General features: G+C 71.3%; 21 protein-coding genes. 13 read left to right on the top strand and 8 right to left on the bottom strand.

Translation table 11 applies throughout. The annotated features are described in order from the left end of the window. Positions 1-107: 107 nt before the first annotated feature. Positions 108-1,037 carry an RNA polymerase sigma-70 factor gene (locus tag ACIBVN_RS19985; RefSeq protein ID WP_397138321.1) on the bottom strand — a complete coding sequence of 310 codons (930 nt, stop codon included), beginning with the start codon at positions 1,035-1,037 and terminating at the stop codon, positions 108-110. A 134-nt stretch (positions 1,038-1,171) separates the two neighbouring features. Between ACIBVN_RS19985 and ACIBVN_RS19980 the strand changes: the two genes are divergently transcribed. Together ACIBVN_RS19980 and ACIBVN_RS19975 are read left to right on the top strand one after the other, a co-directional pair. Continuing rightward, positions 1,172-2,512 carry an FAD-binding oxidoreductase gene (locus ACIBVN_RS19980; protein WP_397138319.1) on the top strand — a complete coding sequence of 447 codons (1,341 nt, stop codon included), beginning with the start codon at positions 1,172-1,174 and terminating at the stop codon, positions 2,510-2,512. A gap of 58 nt (positions 2,513-2,570) precedes the next feature. Beyond that, positions 2,571-3,311, top strand: a complete 741-nt coding sequence (locus ACIBVN_RS19975) for a GntR family transcriptional regulator (protein WP_397138317.1) — start codon at positions 2,571-2,573, stop codon at positions 3,309-3,311. Here the strand turns inward: ACIBVN_RS19975 and ACIBVN_RS19970 are convergent. Both ACIBVN_RS19970 and ACIBVN_RS19965 read right to left on the bottom strand, forming a co-directional pair. Further along, complete coding sequence (locus ACIBVN_RS19970; RefSeq protein ID WP_397138315.1) at positions 3,255-3,902, bottom strand: DedA family protein; 648 nt, start codon at positions 3,900-3,902, stop codon at positions 3,255-3,257. The genes ACIBVN_RS19975 and ACIBVN_RS19970 overlap by 57 nt on opposite strands. Positions 3,903-3,967: 65 nt before the next feature. After that, entirely contained in the window at positions 3,968-4,825 is an 858-nt protein-coding gene (locus ACIBVN_RS19965; RefSeq protein WP_397138313.1) for a hypothetical protein, read from the bottom strand. Positions 4,826-5,064: 239 nt separating this feature from the next. On the opposite strand from ACIBVN_RS19965, the gene ACIBVN_RS19960 reads away from it, so the two are divergent. Genes ACIBVN_RS19960 through ACIBVN_RS19925 form a run of 8 tightly spaced genes read left to right on the top strand, consistent with a single transcriptional unit; the run spans position 5,065 to position 14,768 of the window. Next, complete coding sequence (locus ACIBVN_RS19960; protein WP_397138311.1) at positions 5,065-6,954, top strand: glycoside hydrolase family 127 protein; 1,890 nt, start codon at positions 5,065-5,067, stop codon at positions 6,952-6,954. Between the two features lie 20 nt (positions 6,955-6,974). Further along, positions 6,975-8,663 (top strand): ABC transporter substrate-binding protein, encoded by a 1,689-nt coding sequence (locus ACIBVN_RS19955; RefSeq protein WP_397138309.1) that lies wholly within the window; start codon positions 6,975-6,977, stop codon positions 8,661-8,663. Continuing rightward, on the top strand, positions 8,664-9,578 hold the full coding sequence (locus ACIBVN_RS19950) for an ABC transporter permease (protein ID WP_397138307.1): 915 nt from the start codon (positions 8,664-8,666) through the stop codon (positions 9,576-9,578). Continuing rightward, positions 9,578-10,573, top strand: coding sequence for an ABC transporter permease (locus ACIBVN_RS19945; protein WP_397138305.1), 996 nt, complete (start codon positions 9,578-9,580; stop codon positions 10,571-10,573). The genes ACIBVN_RS19950 and ACIBVN_RS19945 overlap by 1 nt, the downstream gene beginning before the upstream one ends. Beyond that, positions 10,570-11,370, top strand: coding sequence for an ABC transporter ATP-binding protein (locus ACIBVN_RS19940; protein WP_397138303.1), 801 nt, complete (start codon positions 10,570-10,572; stop codon positions 11,368-11,370). Before ACIBVN_RS19945 ends, ACIBVN_RS19940 begins: the two co-directional genes overlap by 4 nt. Then, positions 11,367-12,179, top strand: a complete 813-nt coding sequence (locus ACIBVN_RS19935) for an ATP-binding cassette domain-containing protein (protein ID WP_397138301.1) — start codon at positions 11,367-11,369, stop codon at positions 12,177-12,179. The genes ACIBVN_RS19940 and ACIBVN_RS19935 overlap by 4 nt, the downstream gene beginning before the upstream one ends. Further along, positions 12,176-13,450: an alpha/beta fold hydrolase gene (locus ACIBVN_RS19930; RefSeq protein ID WP_397138299.1), complete on the top strand. Its 1,275-nt coding sequence runs from the start codon at positions 12,176-12,178 to the stop codon at positions 13,448-13,450. The genes ACIBVN_RS19935 and ACIBVN_RS19930 overlap by 4 nt, the downstream gene beginning before the upstream one ends. Continuing rightward, positions 13,443-14,768, top strand: coding sequence for an aminopeptidase P family protein (locus ACIBVN_RS19925; protein WP_397138297.1), 1,326 nt, complete (start codon positions 13,443-13,445; stop codon positions 14,766-14,768). The genes ACIBVN_RS19930 and ACIBVN_RS19925 overlap by 8 nt, the downstream gene beginning before the upstream one ends. Before the next feature lie 164 nt (positions 14,769-14,932). On the opposite strand, the gene ACIBVN_RS19920 is transcribed toward ACIBVN_RS19925, so the two are convergent. The 3 genes from ACIBVN_RS19920 to ACIBVN_RS19910 all read right to left on the bottom strand — a co-directional run bounded on the left by ACIBVN_RS19920 (position 14,933) and on the right by ACIBVN_RS19910 (position 18,752). Beyond that, positions 14,933-15,751, bottom strand: coding sequence for an ACT domain-containing protein (locus ACIBVN_RS19920; RefSeq protein WP_397138295.1), 819 nt, complete (start codon positions 15,749-15,751; stop codon positions 14,933-14,935). Positions 15,752-15,849: 98 nt separating this feature from the next. Then, a complete protein-coding gene (locus ACIBVN_RS19915; protein ID WP_397138293.1) occupies positions 15,850-17,931 on the bottom strand; it encodes an alpha-galactosidase in 2,082 nt (693 codons plus the stop codon). Positions 17,932-18,053: 122 nt separating this feature from the next. Further along, positions 18,054-18,752: a hypothetical protein gene (locus ACIBVN_RS19910; protein WP_397138291.1), complete on the bottom strand. Its 699-nt coding sequence runs from the start codon at positions 18,750-18,752 to the stop codon at positions 18,054-18,056. A 331-nt stretch (positions 18,753-19,083) separates the two neighbouring features. Between ACIBVN_RS19910 and ACIBVN_RS19905 the strand changes: the two genes are divergently transcribed. Both ACIBVN_RS19905 and ACIBVN_RS19900 read left to right on the top strand, forming a co-directional pair. Continuing rightward, positions 19,084-19,407, top strand: coding sequence for an STAS domain-containing protein (locus ACIBVN_RS19905; protein WP_397138289.1), 324 nt, complete (start codon positions 19,084-19,086; stop codon positions 19,405-19,407). Between the two features lie 27 nt (positions 19,408-19,434). Further along, complete coding sequence (locus ACIBVN_RS19900; RefSeq protein WP_397138287.1) at positions 19,435-20,853, top strand: RNB domain-containing ribonuclease; 1,419 nt, start codon at positions 19,435-19,437, stop codon at positions 20,851-20,853. A gap of 51 nt (positions 20,854-20,904) precedes the next feature. On the opposite strand, the gene ACIBVN_RS19895 is transcribed toward ACIBVN_RS19900, so the two are convergent. Beyond that, positions 20,905-21,075, bottom strand: coding sequence for a hypothetical protein (locus ACIBVN_RS19895; protein ID WP_397138285.1), 171 nt, complete (start codon positions 21,073-21,075; stop codon positions 20,905-20,907). Positions 21,076-21,933: 858 nt separating this feature from the next. Between ACIBVN_RS19895 and ACIBVN_RS19890 the strand changes: the two genes are divergently transcribed. Further along, positions 21,934-22,344, top strand: coding sequence for a hypothetical protein (locus ACIBVN_RS19890; protein WP_397138283.1), 411 nt, complete (start codon positions 21,934-21,936; stop codon positions 22,342-22,344). A 72-nt stretch (positions 22,345-22,416) separates the two neighbouring features. Here ACIBVN_RS19890 and ACIBVN_RS19885 read toward each other — a convergent pair whose 3' ends face one another. Then, on the bottom strand, positions 22,417-24,222 hold the full coding sequence (locus ACIBVN_RS19885; RefSeq protein ID WP_397138281.1) for an ABC transporter ATP-binding protein: 1,806 nt from the start codon (positions 24,220-24,222) through the stop codon (positions 22,417-22,419). Between the last annotated feature and the right edge of the window lie 112 nt (positions 24,223-24,334).

The following is a 24,334-nucleotide window of genomic DNA, read 5'->3' as shown; positions in this document are numbered from 1 at the left end:
CAGGTCGTAAAGTCATCAGGACCCTCTATGCCCACTTCACGCCCGCGCACCAGCCGCCGCCCTCCCCCCGCCCCGTCGCCGTCCGCCCCCGAAGCACCGTCCCGGGCTCAGCGGCGCAGGGCGGTCTCCCGCTCCATGCGCGACAGCTTCTCGGGGTTGCGTACGGCGTAGAGCCCGGTGATGAGGCCGTCGTCGACGCGCATCGCCACGACGGAGTCGAGCTCGCCGTCGAGCCGGACGATCAGCGCCGGGTGGCCGTTGACCTGTGCCGGCAGCAGCGACGCCACGTCGGCGATCCTGCCCAGCACCTCGGCCACCCGGTCGGCTCCCAGGACGGGCGCCAGCGCGGCCCGCTTGATCCCGCCACCGTCGGTCAGCAGGACGACATCCGGTGCGAGGACGTCGAGCAGGCGTTGCAGATCGCCCGTTTCGATCGCCCGCTGGAACGCCGTGAGCACGTCCCGGGACTCGGCCGGGGAGACGACTTCGCGTGGCCGGCGGGCGGCGACGTGCGCCCGTGCCCGGTGGGCGATCTGGCGGACCGCAGCCGGGCTCTTGTCGACGGCTTCAGCGATCTCGTCGTAGTCCAGGTCGAACACCTCGCGCAGGACGAACACCGCGCGCTCGGTCGGCGCGAGAGTCTCCAGCACCAGCAGCATGGCCATCGAGACGCTGTCGGCCAGCTCGACGTCCTCGGCCACGTCGGGCGCGGTCAGCAGCGGCTCGGGCAACCAGGGGCCGACGTAGGACTCCTTGCGCCGGCCGAGCGTGCGCAGCCGGCCCAGCGCCTCCCGGGTGACGATCCGGACCAGGTACGCACGCTGATCCCGCACGGTGCCGAGATCGACGCCCGCCCACCGCAGCCAGGCCTCCTGCAGGACGTCCTCGGCGTCGGCGGCCGAGCCGAGCATCTCGTAGGCGACGGTGAACAGCAGGTTGCGGTGGGCGACGAAAGCCTCGGTGGCGGAGTCCACGCGGTCGTCCCGGCCCATGCCCCCGCCGCGATCTCCGGGCGTGGTCTGCGACGTACCGGCCATGGGCGACTCCACTTCACTCTCGACTGTGTCACCCACCAGACGCCGGACCGCGCCGTTTTGTGACACCCACGATCGGTGGCGCACGTCACATCACCGCCCTGTCACAGGGATCGGGTCGTCGGCATCTAGTGGTCATGAGTTCAGCGCTTGAAACCCTTCGCCGCGACTTCGGCGGCGACATCATCGAACCGGAAGCGGCGGAGTACGCATCGGCCGGCCGCTCGGTATTCGCCTCGGGCAGTCCGGTCTGTGTTCTGCGGCCCAAAAGCGCCGGGGACGTGCAGGCGGGTGTCAGATTCGCGGCCCGCGCAGGGCTTGTGCTGTCCGTGCGAGGCGGCGGCCATGCCTTCGCGGGCTTCGGCACCAACGACGGCGGCGTCGTGATCGACCTCAGCCTGCTCGCGAACGTCGAGATCATCGACAAGGAACGTCACCTCGTGCGGATCGGTGGCGGCGCCACCTGGGGGCAGGTCGCGGCCGCCCTGGCCCCGCACGGCCTGGCGATCTCCTCGGGCGACACCAAGAGCGTCGGCGTCGGCGGGCTGACGTTGACCGGCGGCATCGGCTGGAAGGTCAGGAAGTACGGCCTGGCCCTGGACAACGTGGTCGCCGCGGAGGTGGTCACGGCCGGCGGAGAGGTCGTCCGTGCGGACGCGGAGGAGAACCCGGAGCTGTTCTGGGCCATCCGCGGTGGCGGCGGCAATTTCGGGATCGTGACCGCCTTCGAGTTCGCGGCACACCCGACGACAGACGTCTTCTACGGCAAGATCGCCTTCCCGGCCTCGGAGGCGGCCGCCGTGCTCCAGGGATGGGCGGACCATCTCCGCACCGCTCCCGAGGAGCTCACCTCCATCGCGTACTTCGCCAATCCGTTCGCCGGCGGACCTGAGGCGCCGGTCGAGATCCAGGTCGCCTTCGACGGCGACGACCCGGAGCTCGCTGCCGAGGCGATCGACCCGATCCGCCGCCTCGGCACGGTGATCGCCGACGACGTCGCGCTGAAGCCCTATGCGGACACGCTCGTGGACGGCGCGGTCCCGCCGCCCGGCATCCGGCTGGTCACCCGCAGCGCGTTCGTCCACAAGGAGTCGGTGCCGGCGGTCCTTCGGATCCTTGCCGAGGCCGGGGCGTCGGAGGGGTCGCCGTTCATATCGGTTCGCAGCGTCGGCGGTGCGGTGTCCCGAGTCCCCGGCGACGCCACCGCCTACGCGCATCGCCGGGCGGAGCTGATGTTCGTGACGACCACCGCGGGTCCGCCGCCGGTCGTCGAGGCCGCTCGTCCAGCTCTGGAAGCGATCTGGCGAAGACTGGCGCCGCACGTCGACGGCGCCTACGCGAACTTCCTCGCTTCCGCCACCGCGGAGGACGTCGCCGCGATCTATCCGGCGGAGACCTATGAGCGGCTCGCGGCGATCAAGCGTCAGTACGACCCCGGCAATCTGTTCGCCCGCAACCACAACGTCCGGCCTCGGTAGTCCTTGCGGCGCTCGGATCATTTGTCAGGACATTCTGACCTGGGCTAAGCTGATCAGCATGACCGCGAACCTGGCCATCGACCTGGATCGATCCAGCCCCGTGCCGCTCTATTTCCAGGTCGCCGAGCAGATCGCCGAGGCGATCCGGCGAGGGGACCTGGCGCCCGGCTCCCGGCTCGACAACGAGATCCTGCTGGCCGACAAGCTGGGCCTGTCGCGGCCGACGATCCGCCAGGCCATCCAGTATCTCGTGGACAAGGGCCTGCTGGTGCGCAAGCGCGGCGTGGGCACACAGGTCGTGCACGGGCAGGTCAAGCGCTCGGTCGAGCTGACGAGCCTCTACGACGACCTGCGCAGGGCCGGCCAGGAGCCGGCCACGCAGGTGCTGGCCCTCGAGCCGCGCCAGGTCGCGGAGGAGGTCGCCCCCATCCTGGGCGTGGAGCCGGGCACCGAGGTCCTCTATCTCGAGCGCCTGCGGTTCGCGGCCGGGGAGCCGCTGGCGGTCCTGCACAACTGGCTGCCGCTCGGCCTGGCCCAGCTCACCGCCGCCGATCTGGAGAGCCGCGGCCTGTACGAGCTGCTGCGCGCCGCGGGCGTGCGGATGCGGGTGGCCAACCAGCGCATCGGCGCGCGGGCCGCGACCCAGGCGGAGGCCAGGCTCCTGGAGGAGCGCCGCGGCGCGCCGCTGCTCACCATGCTCCGCACCACGTACGACGACCAGGGCCGGGCCGTCGAGCACGGCTCACACATCTACCGGGCCTCGCACTACTCCCTCGAGGTCACCCTCATCGAGCGCTGAGGCGGCCCGCCGCTTGAGGTAGAGCGTGGTGCAGATCCCGAACACCACGGCCACCCCGAGCCCCACCCAGGAGAAGCCCTTCAGCCATTTCTCGGCGACGAGCCCGAGATAGTAGATCACCGTGGTGGTGCCGCCCGCCCACACGATCCCGCCGAGCACGTTGGCGACGGCGAACTTCCAGTACGGCATGCGCAACGCCCCCGCCAGCGGCCCGGCGAGGATGCGCAGCAGCGCGATGAAGCGGCCGACGAAGACCGCCCACACGCCGAACCGCTGGAAGTACTGCTCGGCCCTGGCCACGTGCCGCGGGCCGAAGTGCTTGGGGAAGCGCCGCCCGAGCCGCTCGAACAGGGGCGCGCCGCCCTTGCGACCGATCGCGTAACCGGCGGAGTCCCCCACGATGGCTCCGGCGCTCGCGCACACGCCCACCCAGACCGGGTCCACCACGCCCTTGGCGGCCAGGATCGCGGAGCTGACCAGCACGATCTCGCCCGGCAGCGGGATGCCGAGGCTCTCGAACCCGATCACGAGCGCGACCATGGCGTAGAGCCATCCGGCCGGGATGGCCTCCAACCACACGTCGATATGCACGCGCGCCACCCTAGCGCCGCCGCATCACCACAAGGACCGCCGTTGAGAGGTGGCCCCGGACGGCGTCACAGCGGCCTCAGGGTGTTGTCCCAGAAGTTGTCGCGCACGACGGCGGCTTTGCGGCAGTCGGTCCATGCCCCGTACGCGCCGCTTTTCCCGGAGAAATTACGGCCGAAACGATTTCCGATCACGCGGTAGGCGCGGCTGCGGTCGCGCGGGCAATAGAGCGTGTACGCGCCGCCGGCGAGCAGGTTGTTCTCGACGAGCACATTGGCGTTGTTCGTGGGATGGCTGATGATCGCGGAGGTGCCGCCGGGCGCGTAAATCGTGTTGCGCATGATCCGGATGTTGGAGCCGCCGGCGAGCTGGATGCCGTCGGCGTGCCCCGTGGCGCCCTCATAAAGGTCGTGGATGTAGGAGTCGAGCACGCTGGTGGTGTCGTCGATGTCGAAGCCGTTCTCGCAGCCGTGGACGTTGAGCCGCCTGGCGGTCGTCCCGTACGAGCCGACGCCGGTGGTGTTGTGGTTGCGGCAGTCCACCTCGACGTCCTCCAGCAGCAGACCGCCGCCCTTGTACGTCTCGATGAAGCTGCCGATGGCGTAGTGGCCGGTGCAGGTGACCTTGGAGCGGCGGATGGTCACGTTCGGCGCTTTGACGAGGACGCAGCCCCGGATGTCCTTGCCCTCGATCACCGCGCCCGCCTTGGTGACGGTGAGATCGCCGTTCACCACCTTTAATTTCGTCCCGGCCGGAACCCCGGTGTTCGTGGCGTCGGGATAGCCGCACTGGCTGGGTTTCAGCGCGCAATTGACCGGCCGTGTGCCCGTATTCGGCGGGGCGGCCTGTGCGTTTCCGGTGGTGCCCAGATGTGTCGTGGAAATGATCAGCAGCAGCGCGGCGGCAGCGCGCGGGTCGAACGGCATGATCGGCTCCGGTGAAGGCCGGTAATGGGGACGTCGCACACCATAGAACGCAGCCAACTCAACGGGCTCGAAAATGCGATTTTCCATCTATATGTAGGTCACTCCCCCACGTCCGGGTCCACGGGCATCCGATGGTTTCGGTCCTGTTACGTTCGTAGACGCCCCATCCGTAACCCTTGGCAACACGGCTCCCGGAGACCTAAGGTGCAGTGCAATGCCACACATTACTGGGATGGTTCATGACGTCTAAGCAGGTCAAGCCCCTGGCCGGCGCCGTGCGCACCGCGTCCGGGGCCGTGCGGCCGGTGTCCGGGGTGCGCATCACCGGCGGTCTGCTCCACCACTGGCAGCGCCGCAACAGCACGGACACGATCCCGCACACCATCGAGCAGCTCCGCGCCGCGGGCAACGTGGCCAACCTGAGCCGCCTGCTGGAGAAGGACCCTGCCCCGTATCAGGGCCGCTACCCGTTCCTGGACACCGACCTGTACAAGACCCTCGAGGGCCTGGCGTACGAGCTGGGCGACGGCGACACGGCCACCGGGGAGTTCTTCGACGAGGTCGTCGGCCTGCTGGAGCGGGTCCAGGCCGAGGACGGCTACCTCAACTCCTTCTTCCAGGACCCGGCGGCGGCCAAGAAGCCGTGGGAGGACCTGACCTGGGGGCACGAGCTGTACAACCTGGGCCACCTGATCCAGGCCGCCGTCGCCGCCAACCGGAGGATGGGCGACGACCGGCTGCTGCGCGTGGCGGTGCGCTTCGCCGATCTGGTGCTGGGCAGGTTCCGGGACAGGGGCATCTGCGGCCATCCCGAGGTCGAGATGGCGCTGGTCGAGCTGTTCAGGGAGACGGGCGAGCGCGGCTACCTGGACATGGCGGCGGCGTTCGTCGACCGCAGGGGCACGGGGCAGCTCGAGCACAAGATCTTCGCCGGCGACTACTTCCAGGACCACGTGCCCTTGCGCGAGCTGCCGTCGGTGACCGGGCACGCCGTGCGCATGGCGTACCTGGCGGCGGGCGCGGCCGACGTCTTCCTGGAGACCGGTGACCGGTCGCTGTTCGAGGCGCTGGAGCGGCTCTGGGACGACATGGTGGCGACCAAGCTGTACGTCACGGGCGGCCTGGGCAGCCGGCACTCCGACGAGGCCATCGGCGACAGGTACGAGCTGCCGTCCGAGCGCGCCTACAGCGAGACGTGCGCGGCCATCGCCGTCATGCAGTGGGCCTGGCGCATGTTCCTGGCCACCGGCGGCGCGAAATACCTCGACGTGTTCGAGCGCGTGCTCTACAACGCCTACGCCGTGGGCCTGTCAGCGGACGGCAGGGCGTTCTTCTACGACAACCCGCTCCAGCGCCGCCCCGACCACGAGCAGCGCAGCGGCTCGGAGCCGGACGGCGAGCCGCTGCGCCGCGCCTGGTTCGGCTGCCCGTGCTGCCCGCCGAACATCGTGCGCTGGATGGCCCAGCTCGCCGACTATGTGGCGGCCGAGCGGGACGGCGCCGTGCTGGTCGCCGCCTACACGCAGGCCAGGATCCAGACGGCCGAGCTGGAGCTGGCGATGCAGAGCGCGTACCCGTGGGACGGCGACGTGCGCATCGCCGTCGAGCGGGCCCCCGACGGGCCCTACGGGCTGGTGCTGCGGATCCCCAGCTGGGCCAGGAACGTGACAATCACCGTCAACGGCGAGCCCTGCGAGGCGCCGGAGTCCGGCGGCTGGGCCACCCTGCACCGCGCCTGGTCGGCGGGCGACGAGGTGCGCCTCACCCTGCCCATGCCGGTCAGGGCGCACGGCTCGCACCCCTACCTCGACGCCACCAGAGGCGCGGTCAGCCTGGCCCGGGGGCCGCTCGTGTACTGCGTCGAGCAGCACGACAGCCCGCAGGCCGCGGTCGACGACCTGGTGGTCGGGGCCCACGACGCCGTCGGCGCGGACATCGAGCGGCGGGAGGAGGCCGTCGTGCTGCGCGTGGACGCGAGCGCGGCGCCCCCGCCCGCCACCGAGCTCTACCCCGAGCTCCCCCTGGACGAGACGTACCCGGAGACGAGGGTCGCGGCGACCTTCGTCCCCTACTTCCTGTGGGGCAACCGCGGACCCCAAGCCATGCGGGTCTGGGTCAGGACCCCCTGAACCAACGGAAAGAAGGCAACATGAGGAGATCTGCGGCGCTCGCGAGCGTCACCATGACCGCCGTGCTGGCGCTCACCGCATGTGGCGGGGGCGGCGGCACGGCGGGCGCGGGCACGAGCACCTCGAGCGGGCCGGGCGCGCCCGCGGCGACCGGCGGCACCGTGCGCATCCTGGCCAAGGCGGACTTCTCCCACCTGGACCCGGTGCGCGGCTGGGACGGCGGCGTCAACAACTTCTACCGGCTCATCTACCGAGGGCTGACGATGTTCGGCGCGGGTCCGGGCGCCGAGGGCACGAAGGTCGTGCCCGACCTGGCCACCGACACGGGCACCCCGTCCGACGGCGGCAAGACCTGGACGTTCAAACTGAAGGACAACCTGTTCTTCGAGGACGGCACGCCGATCAACAGCGAGGCCGTGAAGTTCGGCTTCTCCCGCACGTTCGACCCGGAGGCCGGGATCGGCTCCCCGTACGGGAAACTGCTGCTCGACGCGCCGAAGGACTACAAGGGCCCGTACCTGGACGGCGACCTGAAGACCATCGAGACGCCCGATGACAAGACGGTCGTCTTCCACCTGAAGAAGCCCTTCGCCGACTTCCCGAGCGCGCTGGCGATGGTCAACTTCACGCCTTTCCCCAAGGGCACGGGGGCGGGCGCGGCGTTCGACACCAAGCCGATCGCGAGCGGGCCGTACAAGGTGGCGAGCTACCAGCGCGGCGCCTCGCTGAAGCTGGTGCGCAACCCGCAGTGGAAGCGTGAGACCGACAGCGTGCGGGCGGCCAAGCCGGACGCGTTCGAGTGGACGTTCGGCCTGGACCCGGCCACGATCGACGAGCGCATGCTGGCCGGGCAGGGCACCGACACCGACGCCCTCGGCCCGTCGATCCAGGCGGCGACCGTGGCGCGGGTGCAGCAGCCGCAGATCAAGCAGCGCACGCTGTCCGGCCTCAACGGCTGCACCACGTACATGGGCCTGAACACCACCAAGAAGCCCCTGAACGACGTGCGGGTGCGCCAGGCGATCAACTACGCGATCAACAAGGACACCGTGGTCGCCGGGATGGGCGGCGGCGCCCTGGCGGCCAAGGGCACCTCGATCCAGCCGCCCACGATCGCGGGCCGGGTCGACTACGACCTGTACCCGCACAACCCCGAGCAGGCCAAGAAGCTGCTGGCCGAGGCCGGCCTGGCGGACGGGTTCTCCCTGACGCTCGACACCCGCCCGGATCCGAAGATGGCGGCGGTGGCGGTGGCGATCCAGGACGCGCTCAAGCAGGTGAAGATCGACGTCAAGATCAACAACATCGACACCTCGACGTTCTACGAGGTCATCGGCACGCCGGCGCAGCAGCACGACGCCGCCGTCACCGGCTGGTGCCCCGACTGGGCCTCCGGCGCGACGTTCCTGCCGCCGCTGTTCGACGGCCGCAACATCACCGCCAAGGGCAACTCGAACCTCGCGCAGATCAACGACAAGGGGATCAACCAGCGGATCGACGAGATCGCCGCGATGACGGACGTCAACCAGGCCAACGCGGCCTACGGCGAGCTGGACAAGGAGATCATGAAGCTGGCGCCGGTGGTGCCGCTGGCGTACGAGAAGCTCATCCTCCTCGTCGGCTCGAACATCGCGGGCGCCTACCAGTCCAACTCGTTCTCCGGCGGCATCGACCTGATCTCCGTCGGACTGGCGAAGCCGTCGAAGTAGATGACCGTCGCAGCTCTTTCCCCTGCCACGTCGGGCCGGCGGGTCGCGGGCGCGCTGCTGCGTGATCGGGGCGCGGTGCTGAGCACCGCGTTCCTCACGCTGATCGTGCTGATGGCGATCTGCGCGCCGCTGATCAGCGCGATCACCGGTCACGGGCCGAACGACTTCGACACCGCCGCCGTCAACACCGACCTGGGCGGGGTGCCGCACGGGTCTCTCGGCGGCATCAGCGCCGACCACCTGCTGGGCGTCGAGCCGCAGAACGGCCGCGACATCCTGGCCCGCATCGCCTACGGCGCGCGCGTCTCGCTGCTGATCGCGGCCTCCGCCACGGCGCTGACGACCCTGCTGGGCGTGGTGCTCGGCATGCTGGCCGGGTTCTACCAGGGCTGGGTGGACCAGGCGATCTGCCGGGTCATGGACTTCCTCATGGCCTTCCCTGCGCTCATCTTCATGATCGCGATCCTGTCGTCCCTGCCGCAGGGCAACCGGTCGGTGCTGCTGGTCGTGGTGATCAGCGTGTTCGGCTGGCCGTACCTGGCGCGGGTGGTGCGCGGGCAGACGATGACGCTGGTGAACAGGGAGTTCGTGGAGGCCGCCCGCGCGTCGGGCGCCTCCACGGGCGCGCTGGTGTTCAAGGAGATCCTGCCGAACCTGCGCAGCTCGCTGATCGTGATGACCACCCTGGCCGTGCCCGGCTACGTCGGCACCGAGGCGGGGCTGTCGTTCCTCGGCGTCGGCGTGACGCCGCCGACGCCGTCGTGGGGTCAGATGATCGCCAGCTCGGTCGGCTGGTACGCCGTCGATCCGATGTACTTCGCGATCCCCGGCGCGTTCCTGTTCCTCACGGTGCTGTCGCTGACGGTGCTCGGCGACCGGCTGCGGGCCGCCCTCGACGCCGGGGAGGCCTCCTGATGGCGCGTTACCTGGCCGGACGGCTCGCCGGGGTGGCGCTGATCCTCTTCCTGGTGTGCCTGTTCACGTTCATCATCTTCTTCACGCTCTCGCCCGACCCGGCGGTGATGATCTGCGGGAAGACGTGCACGCCCGAGCGGATCGACCAGATCCGCGCCGTGCTGGGGCTGGACAAGCCGTTCCTGACGCAGTTCTTCACCTTCCTCGTCGGGATCTTCGCCGGGCGCGACTACGGCCAGGGCGCGAACCTGGTGCACTGCGCCGCCCCGTGCCTGGGCTACAGCTTCCAGACCAACCAGTCCGTGTGGGACATGGTGGTGGAGCGGCTGCCCGTGAGCGCCACGGTCGCGATCGGTGCCGCGGTGCTGTGGCTGCTCATCGGGATAGCCGCGGGCCTGCTCAGCGCGGTCAAGGAGGGCACCTGGTGGGACCGCACGGCCATGGGGCTGGCGCTGGGCGGCTCCAGCATCCCCAACTACGTGCTGGCCCTGGCGCTGCAGTACGTTCTGGTGGTGCAGTTGCAGGTGCTGCCGTTCCCCCAGGCGGTGGCGTTCGGCGACGATCCGGTGGTGTGGTTCCAGTCGTACCTGATGCCATGGGTCGTGCTGGCCACCGTCTACGCCTGCCTGTACGCACGGCTCACCAGGGCGAACGTGATCGACACGCTGGCCGAGAACTTCATGCGCACGGCCAGGTCCAAGGGGCTGAGCCCGGCGCTGACCATGCGCAGGCACGCCCTGCGCCCGGCGCTGACGCCGATCGCCACGATCTTCGGCATGGACTTCGCCGGGCTGCTGGGCGGCGCGCTGATCACCGAGACGGTCTTCGGGCTGAACGGGGTCGGCAAGATGGCCGCCGACTCCATCGCCAAGAACGACCAGCCGGTGATCATGGCGGTGACGCTGCTGGCGGCGTTCTTCGTGGTGGTCGGGAACCTGGTGGTGGACCTCGTCTACACGAGGCTGGACCCGAGAGTGAGGATCACGGCGAAATGAGCGAACTGCTTGTCGTGGAGGACCTCACCGTCACCTTCCCGACCACGCGCGGCCCGGTGGACGTGGTCAAGGGCGTGTCCTTCACGGTCGGAGGGGACGAGACGGTCGGCATCGTCGGCGAGTCGGGCTCCGGCAAGTCCATGACCAGCCTGGCGGTCATGGGGCTGCTGCCCAAGGGCGCCCGCACCAGCGGGAGCATCCGGCTGGACGGCGAGGAGCTGCTCGGCCGCCCCGATCGGGACCTGCGGCGGCTGCGCGGCGAACGGATGTCGATGATCTTCCAGGACCCGCTGTCGTCCCTGAACCCGTACTACACGGTCGGCCTGCAGATCGAGGAGATGTACCGCGCCCACCGCGGCGGCTCCAGGAAGGCGGCCAGGAAGATCGCGATCGAGGCGCTCGAACAGGTGGGCCTGCCGGACGCGGAGCGGCGGGTGGACTACTACCCGCACCAGTTCTCCGGCGGGCAGCGGCAGCGCATCATGATCGCCATGGCTCTGGTCTGCTCCCCCGCGCTGCTGATCGCCGACGAGCCGACCACGGCGCTGGACGTGACCGTGCAGGCGCAGATCCTGAAGCTGCTGGCGGGCCTTCGGCAGGAGAGCGGCATGGGCATGGTGTTCATCACGCACGACCTGGCCGTGATCAGCTCGATCGCCACCCGCGTGCTGGTGATGCGCCAGGGCGAGCAGGTCGAGTACGGCACGGCCGAGCAGGTGTTCGCCGAGCCCGCCCACGACTACACCCGGATGCTGCTGGAGAGCATTCCGCGCATCGACGATGAGGTGATCGCATGACGCTGCTGCGGGCCAAGGACCTGACCAAGCGGTTCGTCTCGCGTGGGCCGCTGGGCGCCAAGGCCGAGTTCACGGCGGTAGACCAGGTCAGCTTCGACGTACGCCTCGGCGAGACGCTGGCGGTGGTCGGCGAGTCCGGCAGCGGCAAGTCGACGACCGCCCGCATGATCGCCAAACTGATGGACCCGAGCGAGGGCACGCTGGAGTTCGACGGCGCGGACGTCACCCACGCCAAGGGGGCCGACCTGGCCCGCTTCCGCGCCGACGTCCAGGTCGTCTTCCAGGACCCGTTCTCCTCGCTCAACCCCCGCCACACGGTGGAGCGGATCCTGATGGCGCCGCTGGTCTACCAGGGCATCGCGCCCAACGGCAGCCGCCGGGCGCACGCCAAGGAGCTGATGGAGCGCGTCGGGCTGAACCCCGACCACTCCCTGCGCTACCCCGGGCAGTTCTCCGGCGGGCAGGCGCAGCGCATCGGCATCGCCCGCGCGCTGGCCGTCAACCCCAAGCTGGTGATCTGCGACGAGGCCGTCTCGGCGCTGGACGTGTCGGTGCAGGCGCAGGTGCTGGAGCTGCTGCGGCGGCTGCAGCGCGAGAGCGGCTTCAGCTACGTGTTCATCGCCCACGACCTGGCCGTCGTCCGGCAGATCGCCCAGCGGGTCGCGGTGATGAGCAAGGGGAAGATCGTCGAGCTGGGGGACACCGAGCAGGTGTTCGGCGATCCCCAGCACGAGTACACGCGGACGCTGCTGGCGGCCATCCCCCGCATCAACCCGGAGTGGGACCGCCGCAGGAGGGAGAGGCTGTGATCACCGCGACCTACACGATTCCCGGGATGCGGGTACGCGACCACGTCGTGGAGGTGCCGCTCGACTGGTCCGACCCGGAGGCCACGATCAGGGTGTTCGCCAGGGAGCTGGTGGATCCCACGCGGGACGCCGACGACCTGCCGTGCCTGCTCTACCTGCAGGGCGGCCCCGGCGGCAAGGGGCCGCGGCCGGTCGGCACGTCGGGCTGGCTCGGCAAGGCGCTGGAGACGTACCGGGTGATCCTGCTCGACCAGCGGGGCACGGGCCGCAGCTCGCGGATCGACGGGCGGGTGATGAGCGCGCTCGACCCGCAGGAGGGCGCCGACTACCTGGCCCGCTTCCGCGCGGACTCGATCGTGGCCGACGCCGAGCACCTGCGCAAGACCGTCTTCGGCGGCCGGCGCTGGTCGACGCTCGGGCAGAGCTACGGCGGCTTCCTGACGCTGACGTACCTGTCGAAGGCGCCCGAGGGCCTGAGCGCCTGCTACGTGGCGGGCGGGCTGCCCTCCCTGGACCCCGACGCCGCGGAGGTCTACCGGCGCACCTATCCGCGGGTCGCGGCCAAGAACGCCGAGTTCTACCGCCGCTACCCGCATCACGTGGAGACGGTGGCCCGCCTGGCCGACCGGCTGGCCTACGGCGACGTGCTGCTGCCCGACGGCGACGTGCTGACCGTGCGGCGGCTGCAGTCGCTGGGGATCGACTTCGGCATGAAGCCGGGCTACGAGCGCATGCACTGGCTGCTCGACGAATCCGCCGAGCTGCCCGAGACGTTCCTCCACCAGGTGCTGGCCCGCTCCTCCTACGCCGACAACCCGCTGTTCGCCGCGCTGCAGGAGAGCATCTACGGGTCCGGGCCCGGCGCGACGGCCTGGGCGGCGCAGGTAGAGCGCCCCCGGCACCCCGCCTTCGCCGAGGACGCCAGGCCGCTGCTGTTCACCGGCGAGATGATCTATCCCTGGATGTTCGAGGAGATCCGCGCGCTGCGCCCCTTCCGCCCCGCCGTCGAGCTCCTCGCCGCGCGCGCCGACTGGCCCGTGCTGTACGACCTGGACCGCCTGGCGGCCAACGAGGTGCCGGTGGCGGCGGCCGTCTACTTCGACGACATGTACGTCGACTCCGGCCTGCAGCTGGACACCGCCTCCCGGGTCGGCAACACGCAGGCCTGGGTCACCAACGAGTACGAGCACGACGGCATCGGCGAGGAACGGGTCTTCGCCCGGCTGACCGGCCTCGTGCGCGACATAGGAGGAGGAATCACCGGTGAGTGACGGCAAGCCCCCCAAACTGACCGAGATCCCCGCGTTCGTCGACTACATCTCCCAGGGCTGGGACGCCCCCGCCCGCACCCCGGCGCTGGTGCCCGGCGCCGCCGAGGCCGCCGCCGCCCACCGGGAGCGGCTGGCCGCCGCGCTGCCCGGCAGGACCGTGGTGGTGAAGGCCGGCCGGGCGCCCGTACGCAGCAACGACACCGCCTACGACTTCCGCGTGGACAGCGACTTCTACTGGCTCACCGGCTGCGCCGTGGAGAACGCCGTGGCCGTGATCGCCGACGGCGCCGCCACCCTCTACCTGCCGCCGCCCGCCCGCCCCGGAGAGACCGGCTTCTTCGCCGACGCGGCGTACGGGGAGCTGTGGGTGGGCCCGTCCCCGTCACTCGCCGAGTGGTCGGCGGCGCTCGGCGTCGACGTGCGGCCGCTGAGCGACTTCACGGACTCCTCCGAGCCGCAGGACGACCTTCCACGCGTGCTGGCCGAGCTCCGCATGATCAAGGACGAGTGGGAGATCGGCCGGCTCCGCGAGGCCGTGGACCGGACGGTCGAGGGCTTCGCGGCGGTGCTGGCCGAGGTCCCTGCGGCCGTCGAGGGGGCGGGCGAGCGGTGGCTGCAGGGCACGTTCGACCGTTACGCCAGGGCGTACGGCAACGGCCCCGGCTACCCCACCATCGTCGGCAGCGGCCCGCACGCCCCCACCCTGCACTGGGTGCGCTGCGACGGCCCCGTGCTGCCCGGCGACCTGCTGCTGCTCGACATGGGCGTGGAGGTACGCAGCCACTACACCGCCGACGTCACCCGGACCTTCCCCGTCTCGGGCGCCTTCTCCCCCGCCCAGCGGCAGGTGCACGACCTGGTGGAGAAGGCGCACCGGGCGGGCATGGCGCAGGTCGGCCCCGGCCGCCGCTTCACCGACTTCCACCACGCGGCCATGGAGGTCATCGCGCGCGGGCTGGACGACTGGGGGCTGCTGCCGGTCTCGGTGGACGAGGCCCTGTCGGACCACGGCCAGCACCACCGCCGCTACCTGATCTGCGGCATCGGCCACCACCTGGGCCTGGACGTGCACGACTGCGCCCAGTCCCGCCCGGAGGCGTACCAGGGGGCCGTCATGGAGCCCGGGATGGTGCTCACCGTGGAGCCCGGGCTGTACTTCCACGCCCACGACCGCACGGTCCCGCCGGAGCTGCGCGGGCTCGGCGTGCGGATCGAGGACGACCTGCTGGTCACCGCGTCCGGCACGGAGATCCTTTCCGACGCCCTGCCCATCGACGCGAGCGGCCTGGAACGCTGGGCCAAGGAGGCAACCACGTGACCTTTCGGCCCTTCCAGAGGCCCACCCACCGATGACCGGACGGCGCCTCCAGCACCGCACCCGCCGATGACGGGGCGAGCGGTGCGGGCGCCGCTCCGGCGGGGTGTGATGCGGCCGAGCTCGGCGCAACCCGCGCGTCCGGGGAGCGAGGAGGCGGCACGCGCTCACTCAGAGGCGCTGTAGCGGGCCTGGCGGGCGGCTGCCGTGAGAGCGGCGGCGCGGGCGGCCTCGGTCGGTGTGAACGGCAGTTCCGGCCGCCGGATCAGCAGGGCGCGGTCCGGGTTGACGGAGATCACCATGGTGGTGTTGAGCTCGGCCCCCTCGTCCACCGTGTCGCCGGGCCGCCGCCACTCGACCTGCGACACCCGCAGCAGCTCCGCCATCGCCTCAGGCAACCGGTCCGGATCCGCGCTCACCCGCTGCGCCAGGACGAGGGCCTGCACGCCGGGGTCGGTGAGGTCCTTGACCTGGGCGGGCACGATCACCACGTCGTGCCCGCCCGCCTCGGTCAGCGCCCCTGCCAGCGCGTCGAGCGCCAGCCCCGGCGGCGCCTCGATGACGAACTCGTCCAGCGCGTCACACCCGGCGGGCGTGATGGCGCTGCTGCCGGTCGGGGCGATGTGCAGCGCCAGGATGTTGCAGCCCAGCCGCCCGAACGCCCCCGCCACGGTGGCGAGCCGGCCCGGCCGCTCCACCACCCGCATGCGGATGCGCCACAACACCATGGGCGAGCCCGCGCCGCCCTCCACGGGCAGCGGGGCCGGCTTCCGTACCGTCCTGCGGCCCAGCCGCCTGTGCAGCGCGGCTCCGGCGATCAACGCCGCCCCCAGCCCGACCAGCACGACCGGTCCCGGTTCGTGGTGGCCGAGCAGGGTCGCGAGCAGGTGCGCCAGGCCGACCGCGAGGAACAGCGCGGCCAGCTCGGCGACCTCCCGCCGCCAGGAGCGCCGGTTTCCGTCCAACTCCTTGGGTGCATCGCTCATGCCGCCCAGTGTGTCCGCGGCTTGTTACCCGATCACGAACGGCGCGGTTGCGGCGGCATTAAACCGCCTTCACCGCATGACCCGTACGTGACCCGGCTTCAGACCTTCTCGACCTCGATGACGAGCGCCGTGGCGGGCCGCAGAGCCGGGGCGGGCAGTCCCAGCTCGCCCAGGACCGCGCCGGACAGCCGCACTGGGCCGGCCATCCACTGCGGTGTCGTCCACTGCGGCATGTTCGACGCGGGGGTCTTGGGCACGGCGACGCGCACCTCGTACGTGCCGGCCGGGTCGAGCCCCGGCAGGCGCAGCGGCGCGGGGCCGATGGTCACCCTCGAGGTGAGCTGGGCGTAGGCGAACACGCCGCGCTCGGGCAGCACCACCCCGTGCAACAGCGCCGTCGGGTCGGGATGGTCTGCCCGCACCACCCGGCCCGCGTGCAGCACCGGCCGCAGCCGCTTGTGCAGCGCGATCCACTCGGCCAGCTCCTCCAGCTCCGCCTCGCTCGCCGAGGTCAGGTCCCATTCCACGCCCATGTGCCCGAACAGCGCGGTCGCGGCGCGGAAGGCCAGCGGCAGCGAGCGCCCCGTGATGTGGTCCTGCGGGGCGCCGACGTGGCTGCCCATCCGCTCCGGCGGCACGAGCAGCCCGGTCCAGCGCTGGATCGCCTGCCGGTCGAGCGCGTCGTTGCTGTCGGACGTCCACACCCGGTCGGTGCGGGCGAGCACCCCGTAGTCGATGCGCGCGCCGCCCGAGGAGCAGGACTCGATCTCCAGCTTGGGGTGGCGGGCGCGCAGCTCGTCCAGCAGCCGGTACGCGGCCTGCGTCTGCGCGTGCACCCCTGGCACCCCGTCGTGGACGGGCTCGGCGATGTCGCGGTTGTGGTCCCACTTGATGTAGTCGAGCTCGTACTCGCCGACCAGGCTGTCCAGGCGCTCGAGCAGATAGTCGTACGCCTCGGGCCTGGCCAGGTCGAGCACCTGCTGGTTGCGCTGCGGCGGCGGCATGCGCCCAGCCTGGCCGAGTACCCAGTCGGGGTGCGCGCGCAGCAGGTCGGAGTCCGGGTTGACCATCTCAGGCTCGAACCACAGCCCGAACTGCATGCCGAGCTTGCGCACATGCTCGGCCAGCGGGTGCAGGCCGTTCGGCCACACGCCCTCGTCGACGTACCAGTCGCCGAGCCCGGCCCGGTCGTCGCGGCGGTGGCGGAACCAGCCGTCGTCGAGCACGAACCGCTCGATGCCCGCCGCCGCGGCCTTGTCGGCCAGCTCCAGCAGCCGGTCGAGACCGTGGTCGAAGTAGGTGGCCTCCCAGTTGTTCAGCGTGACGGGCCGGACCGGCAACGGCAGGGCGGCGCGCAGGTGGTCGTGGAGCCGGGCGCTCGCCTCGTCCAGGCCGCGGCCCGACCAGGTGAAGTACACCAGCGGCGTGCGGTAGCTCTCCCCCTCGCCCAGCACGATCTCGCCGGGCTCGAGCAGCTCGCCCGCCGCCAGCAGCGCCGGGCCCTCGGGCACCCGCTCGGCGTAGTGGATGTGGTTGCCGCTCCAGCCCGCGTGCACCGCCCATACCTCACCGCCGCCGAACCCGAACCCGGCGGTCCCGGCCACCAGCAGCCCCGTGCCGTCGTGCCCGGTCCGGCCGCGCCGGTTCTCCCTGGACCACACGCCCTGGGCGAACGCCGTGCGCTGGGGCACCTTCTCCAGCGCCCACCGCCCGGTGAAGTCCAGCAGCTCGCCGGCGCGCGCCGGCACCGGCAGGGCGCAGGTCAGCCCCTCCAGCCGGTACGGCGTCGCGGCGGTGTTCGTGACCGTGTGCCGCAACGTCACCAGCCCGCCGGCGTCCATGGCCAGCTCGCTCACCAGCTCAAGGCCCGCCCTGGCGTCGGAGGCCACGACGGTCACCGTGCCTCCCCGGCCGGGCGTGGCGTCCACGTCGAGCCGGTCCAGCGTCCACCGCACCGGCCAGTGCTCGCCCGCCCGGCCTCCCGACAGGCCTGGCCGGCCGTACCAGCTGTCTCCCTGGGCGGGCAGCAGCGGCAGCGCCGGGGTCAGGGACGCGAGCGCGGGCGAGAGGTCGGACCCGGTGGCGGGCCCGAGGTCGGCGCCGAAGTGGCGCACCCGCGGCAGCCCGGACCCGTCGAGGACGAGGGCACTGCCTGCGGCGGAAAGGATGAGGGGTGTCAAGTCGGGCTCCTCACTCAGCAACCGCTGATCGATACGACGCGAACCTACAGGAATGAGGCACTTGCCCTGATCGCGGGGCCACCCCTCTGGAGGGGCGTCTGGCGGCTTGCCGTAGCCGGAGGTCAACCGAGGTCGTGCGCGCCGCCCAGGACGGCGCGCAGGTCGTCCTGGGTGGGCGGTTTCGTCCACGTGAGCCCGGGACCGCCGGCGGCGATCAGGCGCGGCGCGACGTCGCGCAGCAACGCCTCCGCCGTGGCGTCCGGCTGCTTCTCACGGGCCTCCCGGTAGAGGCCGAGCAGCCTGGCCAGGTCCAGCATCATGGTGTTGGCCTCGCCGGTGGCGACCTGCAACGCTCCAACCGCCTCGGCGGCGGACCAGGCGCCCTCGGGGCAGACGACCTCGCGCACCGCCTCGGCGAAGCGGGCCCGGTCCATGCCGTCCACCTCGCCGTCCAGCCAGTCCTGGCGCAGGTGCAGCACGCCGGGCCGCTCCACCGCCGCGAGCTGGGCGACCAGGGTGGCGACCGCGCCCTGCGGATCGTGCAGGGCCGCGTCCCCTCTGGCCGCGAAGGCGTCGGCGAGCCGGTGCAGGGAGATCAGCCGGGGCGGCTCGTACGTCATGAGCACCCCGCGCCACACCCCTGCCCGCAGCGGGTAGGCCCGCAGGCCCTCCATGAACGCGGGCTCGGCCTCGGCTGGGATGCCGAGGTCCACGTCCATCTCGAACGTCTCGTCGGCGCCCCCGCCGACCGGGTCACGGCGGAGCCACCAGACCACCACGCCCACCACGACGGCGGCCAGCACCGCGACTGCGATCCACACGATGTCGTTGCTTTCCCCTCGTACCTGACAGCGGTAGCAGCGTAGTGTCACCGGCCACGATTAAGGGGCATTTATCCGCATAAGATCCGCGACGTCGCACGGGCGCCCGGCGTCACGCCAGTGTGATGTTTCTACATCTGGGTGACCAGAATTGTGTTCCCGAGGATTCCTCTTGTCCTCCTGCATCACCGTTCACGCCTGACCGGACATGTACACTGGGAGTCAACCACCGTCGCACTAAGTGACGAGTCATGGCATCTGGTGCCCAAGGCAAGGGCTGGCCCGCGCAACCGGCAGGAGGTTCCCGGCCCTGACAGAGCGCGGAGCCTCAATGGAGCCACTTCACCTGACCACCAGCCACCGCAACGGGACCCTGACCGTCAGCGTGTCCGGAGAGCTCGACATCGCCACCACCGAGCAACTGCGCGGCTACCTGCTCGGACTGCTGCGGGAGGCGGCGAGCGCCCGGCGCAGGCAAGCCACGCTCGTCGTCGAGGTGAGCGGGCTCACCTTCATCGACGCCGCCGGGATCGGCGCCCTGGTCTCGGTCCGCAACCACGCCGTGCGCCAGCGCATGCCGATGCGCCTCGCGGGCGTCCCGCCGACGATGCGGCGGCTGCTGCGGATCACCGGCCTTGAGGGCCATCTCACCTGACCGCCCTTCACCTGTAGGTTGTCAGGCGTGATTCAGGTTCCTGATCAGATACCCCTGAAGCTGGAAGACGGGTTCGAGCGCGTCAGGCGGGAGCTCGGCCTGCCGGGCGACTTCCCACGCGCCGTGCTCGACGAGGCCGCATGGGTGGCGCGAGTGCCCCGGCTCGACGCCAAGGACCTGTCCGACGTTCCGTTCGTCACCATCGACCCGCCCGGCTCGATGGACCTCGACCAGGCCGTCCACCTGGAACGGCTGCGCGGCGGCTATCGCGTCTGGTACGCGATCGCCGACGTCGGCGCGTTCGTGCGGCCCGGCGGCGTCATCGACGCCGAGGCCCGCGCCAGGGGCGAGACCGTCTACCTGCCCGCGGGCAAGGTGCCGCTGCACCCGAGGGTCCTGTCGGAGGACGCGGCCAGCCTGCTGCCCGGCGCGCTGCGCCCGGCCGCGGTGTGGCGGATCGACCTCGACGCCGACGGCCGCACGATCGGCGCCGACGTGCAGCGCGCGCTCGTCCGCAGCCGCGAGCGCCTCGACTACGCCTACGTGCAGGCGGCCGTCGACACGGGCACCGCCGACGGCGTGCTGGGGCTGCTGGCCGAGATCGGCCGCCTCCGGCTGGCCCTCGAGCGCGAACGCGGCGGCGTCACACTGCCCACCCCCGAGCAGGAGGTGGTCCCCGACTCCGACGGCGCCTACCGGCTGGAGTTCCGGCTGCCGCTGCCCGCCGAGGCGTGGAACGCGCAGATCTCGCTGCTGACCGGCATGGCCGCGGCCGCGATGATGCTCGACGCCGAGATCGGCATCCTGCGCGTGCTGCCCCGGCCGCACGTCGACGACCTGGCGAAGGTCCGCAGGGTGGCCCGTGCGCTGGACGTGCCGTGGCCCGACGGGGCCTCCTACGGCGCCCTGGTGCACGACCTGGACCCGAAGAACGCACAGCAGGCGGCGTTCCTGCATGAGTCGAAGTTGCTGCTGCGCGGCGCGGGCTATGTGGCCTTCGACGGCGCGCCGCCCAAGCTGGCCGAGCACGCGGCGGTGGCGGCGCCGTACACGCACGTCACGGCGCCGCTGCGGCGACTGGCCGACCGGTACGCGACGGAGGTGTGCCTGGCCGTCGCGGCCGGCGAGCCGGTGCCGTCCGACATCCGTGCGGCGCTCCCGGGCCTGCCCGGCATCATGACCACGACCGGGCGGCGGGCCGGGGCGGTGGAGCGGGCGTGCGTGGACCTGGTGGAGGCGTTCCTGCTGCGGGAGCGGATCGGGCAGGCGTTCGAGGCGGTGGTGATCGACGTGGACGAGCGGCGCGGGGGCGGGCAGGTGCAACTGGCCGACCCGGCGGTGATCGCCCGCTGCGACGGCCCGCTCCCCCTGGGAGAGCAGGTCACGGTACGCCTGACGCAGGCGGACCCGGCGACCCGCGAGGTCCGCTTCACGCTGGCGACCTGACCCGTGGAGAAGCCGCGCGCGGACGCCCCGCGCGCGGCTCCTGGCCAGGCGTCACTTCTTCAGCGGGGTCCACCCCGCGCCCACACCCATCAGGTGCAGCGCGACGCAGAGCAGCCCGGCGGTGCCGAGCGTGGTGACCGTGATCACGCTGCCAACGGCGAGGCCGGCGATCGCGAAGATGAGCGCGAGCACGAACAGCAGAGCGGCGACGAGGGCGAACATGGCTACCTCCGAACAGGGCCGGCCCGGACGCCGCGACATCCGAGGGGACTGGCCTCGGCGGGTGCGTCCGAGGATGTCTCTGACATGGGGATTTCCATCGTCATGGGCCGAAAAACTGTCCCGAAGGTGACGATGTGTGAGCGTATGACAACAAGATCTTGACCGACCGGTCAGTTCACATCCGTGGTGGACCTGGCGCGGGCGAGCCGTCATGACGGTAAAGGTTTGCCGTCGCCTCAGGTCACGCCCGCCACCATAGGGCGGGGGCATGGTCTACCTCCGCATCACCTGACGGGCCGGCCTGGGGATCGGAACGGCGCGGATAATTCGACGCGGCCTTTTCCTCCGGCGTTCGCGGGACGGCCGGGCCGCTTTACCCGCATTCGGCTTTTGACCGGGAGAACCGGTTGCCAGACAGAGGAGACGGCAGAAAACTCCGCCGCCCGCGGGGAGGGCCGTTCCGCAATATGACCGTGCATGTCAGGGGCATAGCAGAGCGTAGTTGAATACCCTCCAGCCATTCTTGAAACGCGCTTCAGCGCAATCTCTGGCTGCCGAGACTTTTGCCTCTGCCGGATGACTCCGACCACCCCCGCAATTAGCTTGAAAGTGATCCCCGGGCCATATCGATGGTCTGCATGCGACCGATACGGCCTTCCGAGTCCGGGCACCGCCCGGAGTTCATCGCAAGAGGTGGTCTCATGAGCAAGACCCGCACCCTTCTCGCCGCTTGCGCGATGACGGCCACGGCTGTCGTCGCCCCTGAGGCCGTTGTCGTCCCTTCGGCGGCATCGGCTCAAGCTGCCACCGCGACCCAGCACATCATCGATCCCGGTAACGGAGGCGGAGGCGGCGGCGGTGGAGGCAATGGAGGCGGCGGTGGCGGAGGCGGCGGACGTAACGGCGGCGGCGGAGGCGGCGGCGGCGGCGGCAACAACGATAACGGCGGCGGAGGCGGCGGAGGCGGCGGAGGCGGCAACGGTGGCGGAGGCGGCGGAGGCGGCGGACGTAACGGCGGAGGCGGCGGAGGCGGCGGAGGCGGCAACGGTGGCGGCGGCGGTGGCGGAGGCGGCGGCGGTATCCGCGATGGCGGCGGCGGCGGAGGCGGCGGAGGCGGCGGCGGTCAGATCAAGAAGAAGAAGAAGAAGCGCGGTGGCGGCGGTGGCGGCGGTGGCGGCGGCGGCGGAGGCGGCGGCGGAGGCGGCGGAGGCGGCGGCGGCGGCGGCGGTGGCGGCGGCGGTGGCGGTGGCGGTGGGCGTCGGTGACTGACCCATCACCCGTAGAATAAAGGGGGCCGCACCGAGTCTCGGTGCGGCCCTCTCACGATGCGCGCCGGGTCGGTCACGTGGCACGGGAGTGGGTCAGCGGGTGCGACCGGGCACGTGCGACGCGCTTCAGGCGGATGCGGTCCGGCGGCCGGGGCACGGGCGACAGCTCCACCACCCGCGCGCCCTCCGGCACGTGCCGCAGGTCGTGCGTGATCAGGAGCGTGGTCCGGCCGGCCATGAGCCCCCACAGCGGCTGCATGACCTGCGCGGCCGTGGCCTCGTCCAGCCCGGTCATGGGCTCGTCGAGCACGAGCACCGGCGTGTCGCGCAGAATGGCCCTGGCGATCGCGATCCGCTGCCGCTGCCCGCCGGACAGCAGCCGGCCGCGCTGTCCCACCGGGGTGTCGTACCCCTGGGGCAGTGCCTTGACGAACTCGTGCACGCCGGCCGCCCGCGCCGCCCTGATGACCTCGTCCAGCGAGGCGTCAGGCCGCCCGTAGGCGATGTTGTCGCGTACCGATCCCGAGAACAGCAGCGTCTCCTGGTGCAGGATCGTGATGTTCTCGCGCAGCGACTCCCGCGTCAGTCCCCGGATGTCGGCCCCGTCCAGCAGGATGCGGCCGGCGTCCGGGTCGTAGAACCGCAGCAGCAGCTTGACCAGTGTGGACTTGCCGGCCCCGCTGGGCCCGGCCAGGACGACGACCTCGCCGGGCGAGGCGGTGAACGTCAGGTCCCGCAGCACCTGCCGCCCCCGCCTCGGGTACGTGAACCCGACCCGGTCGAACTCGACCAGGCCCCGGCTCCTGCCCAGGGACACGGCGTCGGGGGCGTCGGTGACGGCCGGCCTGGCGCGCAGGATCTCGATGACCCGGTCGGACCCCGCGGCCGCCTCGGACACCGTCAGCGCCAGCTCGCCCAGCGCCTGCACCGCCGGGTACAGCAGTGCCAGGTACGCCGCGAAGGCCAGCAGGCCGCCCAGGGTCAACCGGCCGGCGGCGATCTCCCAGGCGCCGAACCCGAGGATGACGATCAGGCAGACGGTCTCGATGATCTGGACGGCGGGGCCGTACAGGCTGGACAGCCAGGCCTGCGCCATGTTGGCGCGCAGCCACGTGCGGCCCTCCCTGTGCAGGCGCCGCGACTCGGTCGGCTGCCGGTTGTAGGCCTGCACAAGTGGCTGGTTGGCCAGCCCTTCCTCCAGGACGCTGTTCATGGCCCCGTTGCTGTGGCGCTCACGCGCCGCCGCGGTCCTGAACCTGGCCGCGAACACCTTGGAGACCACCAGGAACAGCGGGATCAGCGCCATCGTGACGAGGGCGAGGTCCCAGCGGATGAAGAAGGCCGCCCCGGCGAAGAACACCACGCTGGCACCGGTGGTGAGCGCCTTGACCAGCCCGGACCCGACGAGCTCCTCGATGGCCTCGATGTCGTCGGTCAGCCGTGCCATCAGGTCGCCGAGGCGCCGGTTCTCCGAGAAGTCCGGCGCCAGCGTCTGCAGGTGCGCGTACACCCGGTCGCGCAGGGCCAGCAGGAACCGCTCCGCGCCCAGGGCGGTGGCGTACGTCGCCGCGAAGGACGTCACCCCGGCGACCGCGGCGAGCCCGAGCCAGGCGAACGCCGGAACCCAGAACTCGTCCAGTTGCCGGGTGGCGAGCACCCGGTCGGTGATGTGACCGAACAGGCGGATGGCGGCGACCTCGCAGAGCGCGGCCAGGACGGCGAACACGACACCGGCCGCGAACAGCCGCCGCAAACCGCGGGTGTCCGGCCAGAACTCGCGGAAAGTCCGGCGAATGGAAATCGCCGGTGCGAGTTCGCGGCCGGAGACAGTCAATGAGAGCCGGCGGCTGTGCCGCCGGCCCTCACGGGTGTTCGACACCCTCACCTAGCACCCCCACCACCATCTGCGGCGGCACCCGTCCGACCACTTACGGCGACAGCAACGCCGGCGGCGGTGACAGCCCCAACCCTGCTTGTAGTCGATGCGTGCG

The sequence above is a fragment of the Nonomuraea sp. NPDC049400 genome (genome assembly GCF_044466425.1).
In the GTDB taxonomy this organism is placed as follows: domain Bacteria; phylum Actinomycetota; class Actinomycetes; order Streptosporangiales; family Streptosporangiaceae; genus Nonomuraea.
The sequence above is the reverse complement of the archived record's forward strand: the minus strand, read 5'-3'. Positions and strand labels throughout refer to the sequence as shown.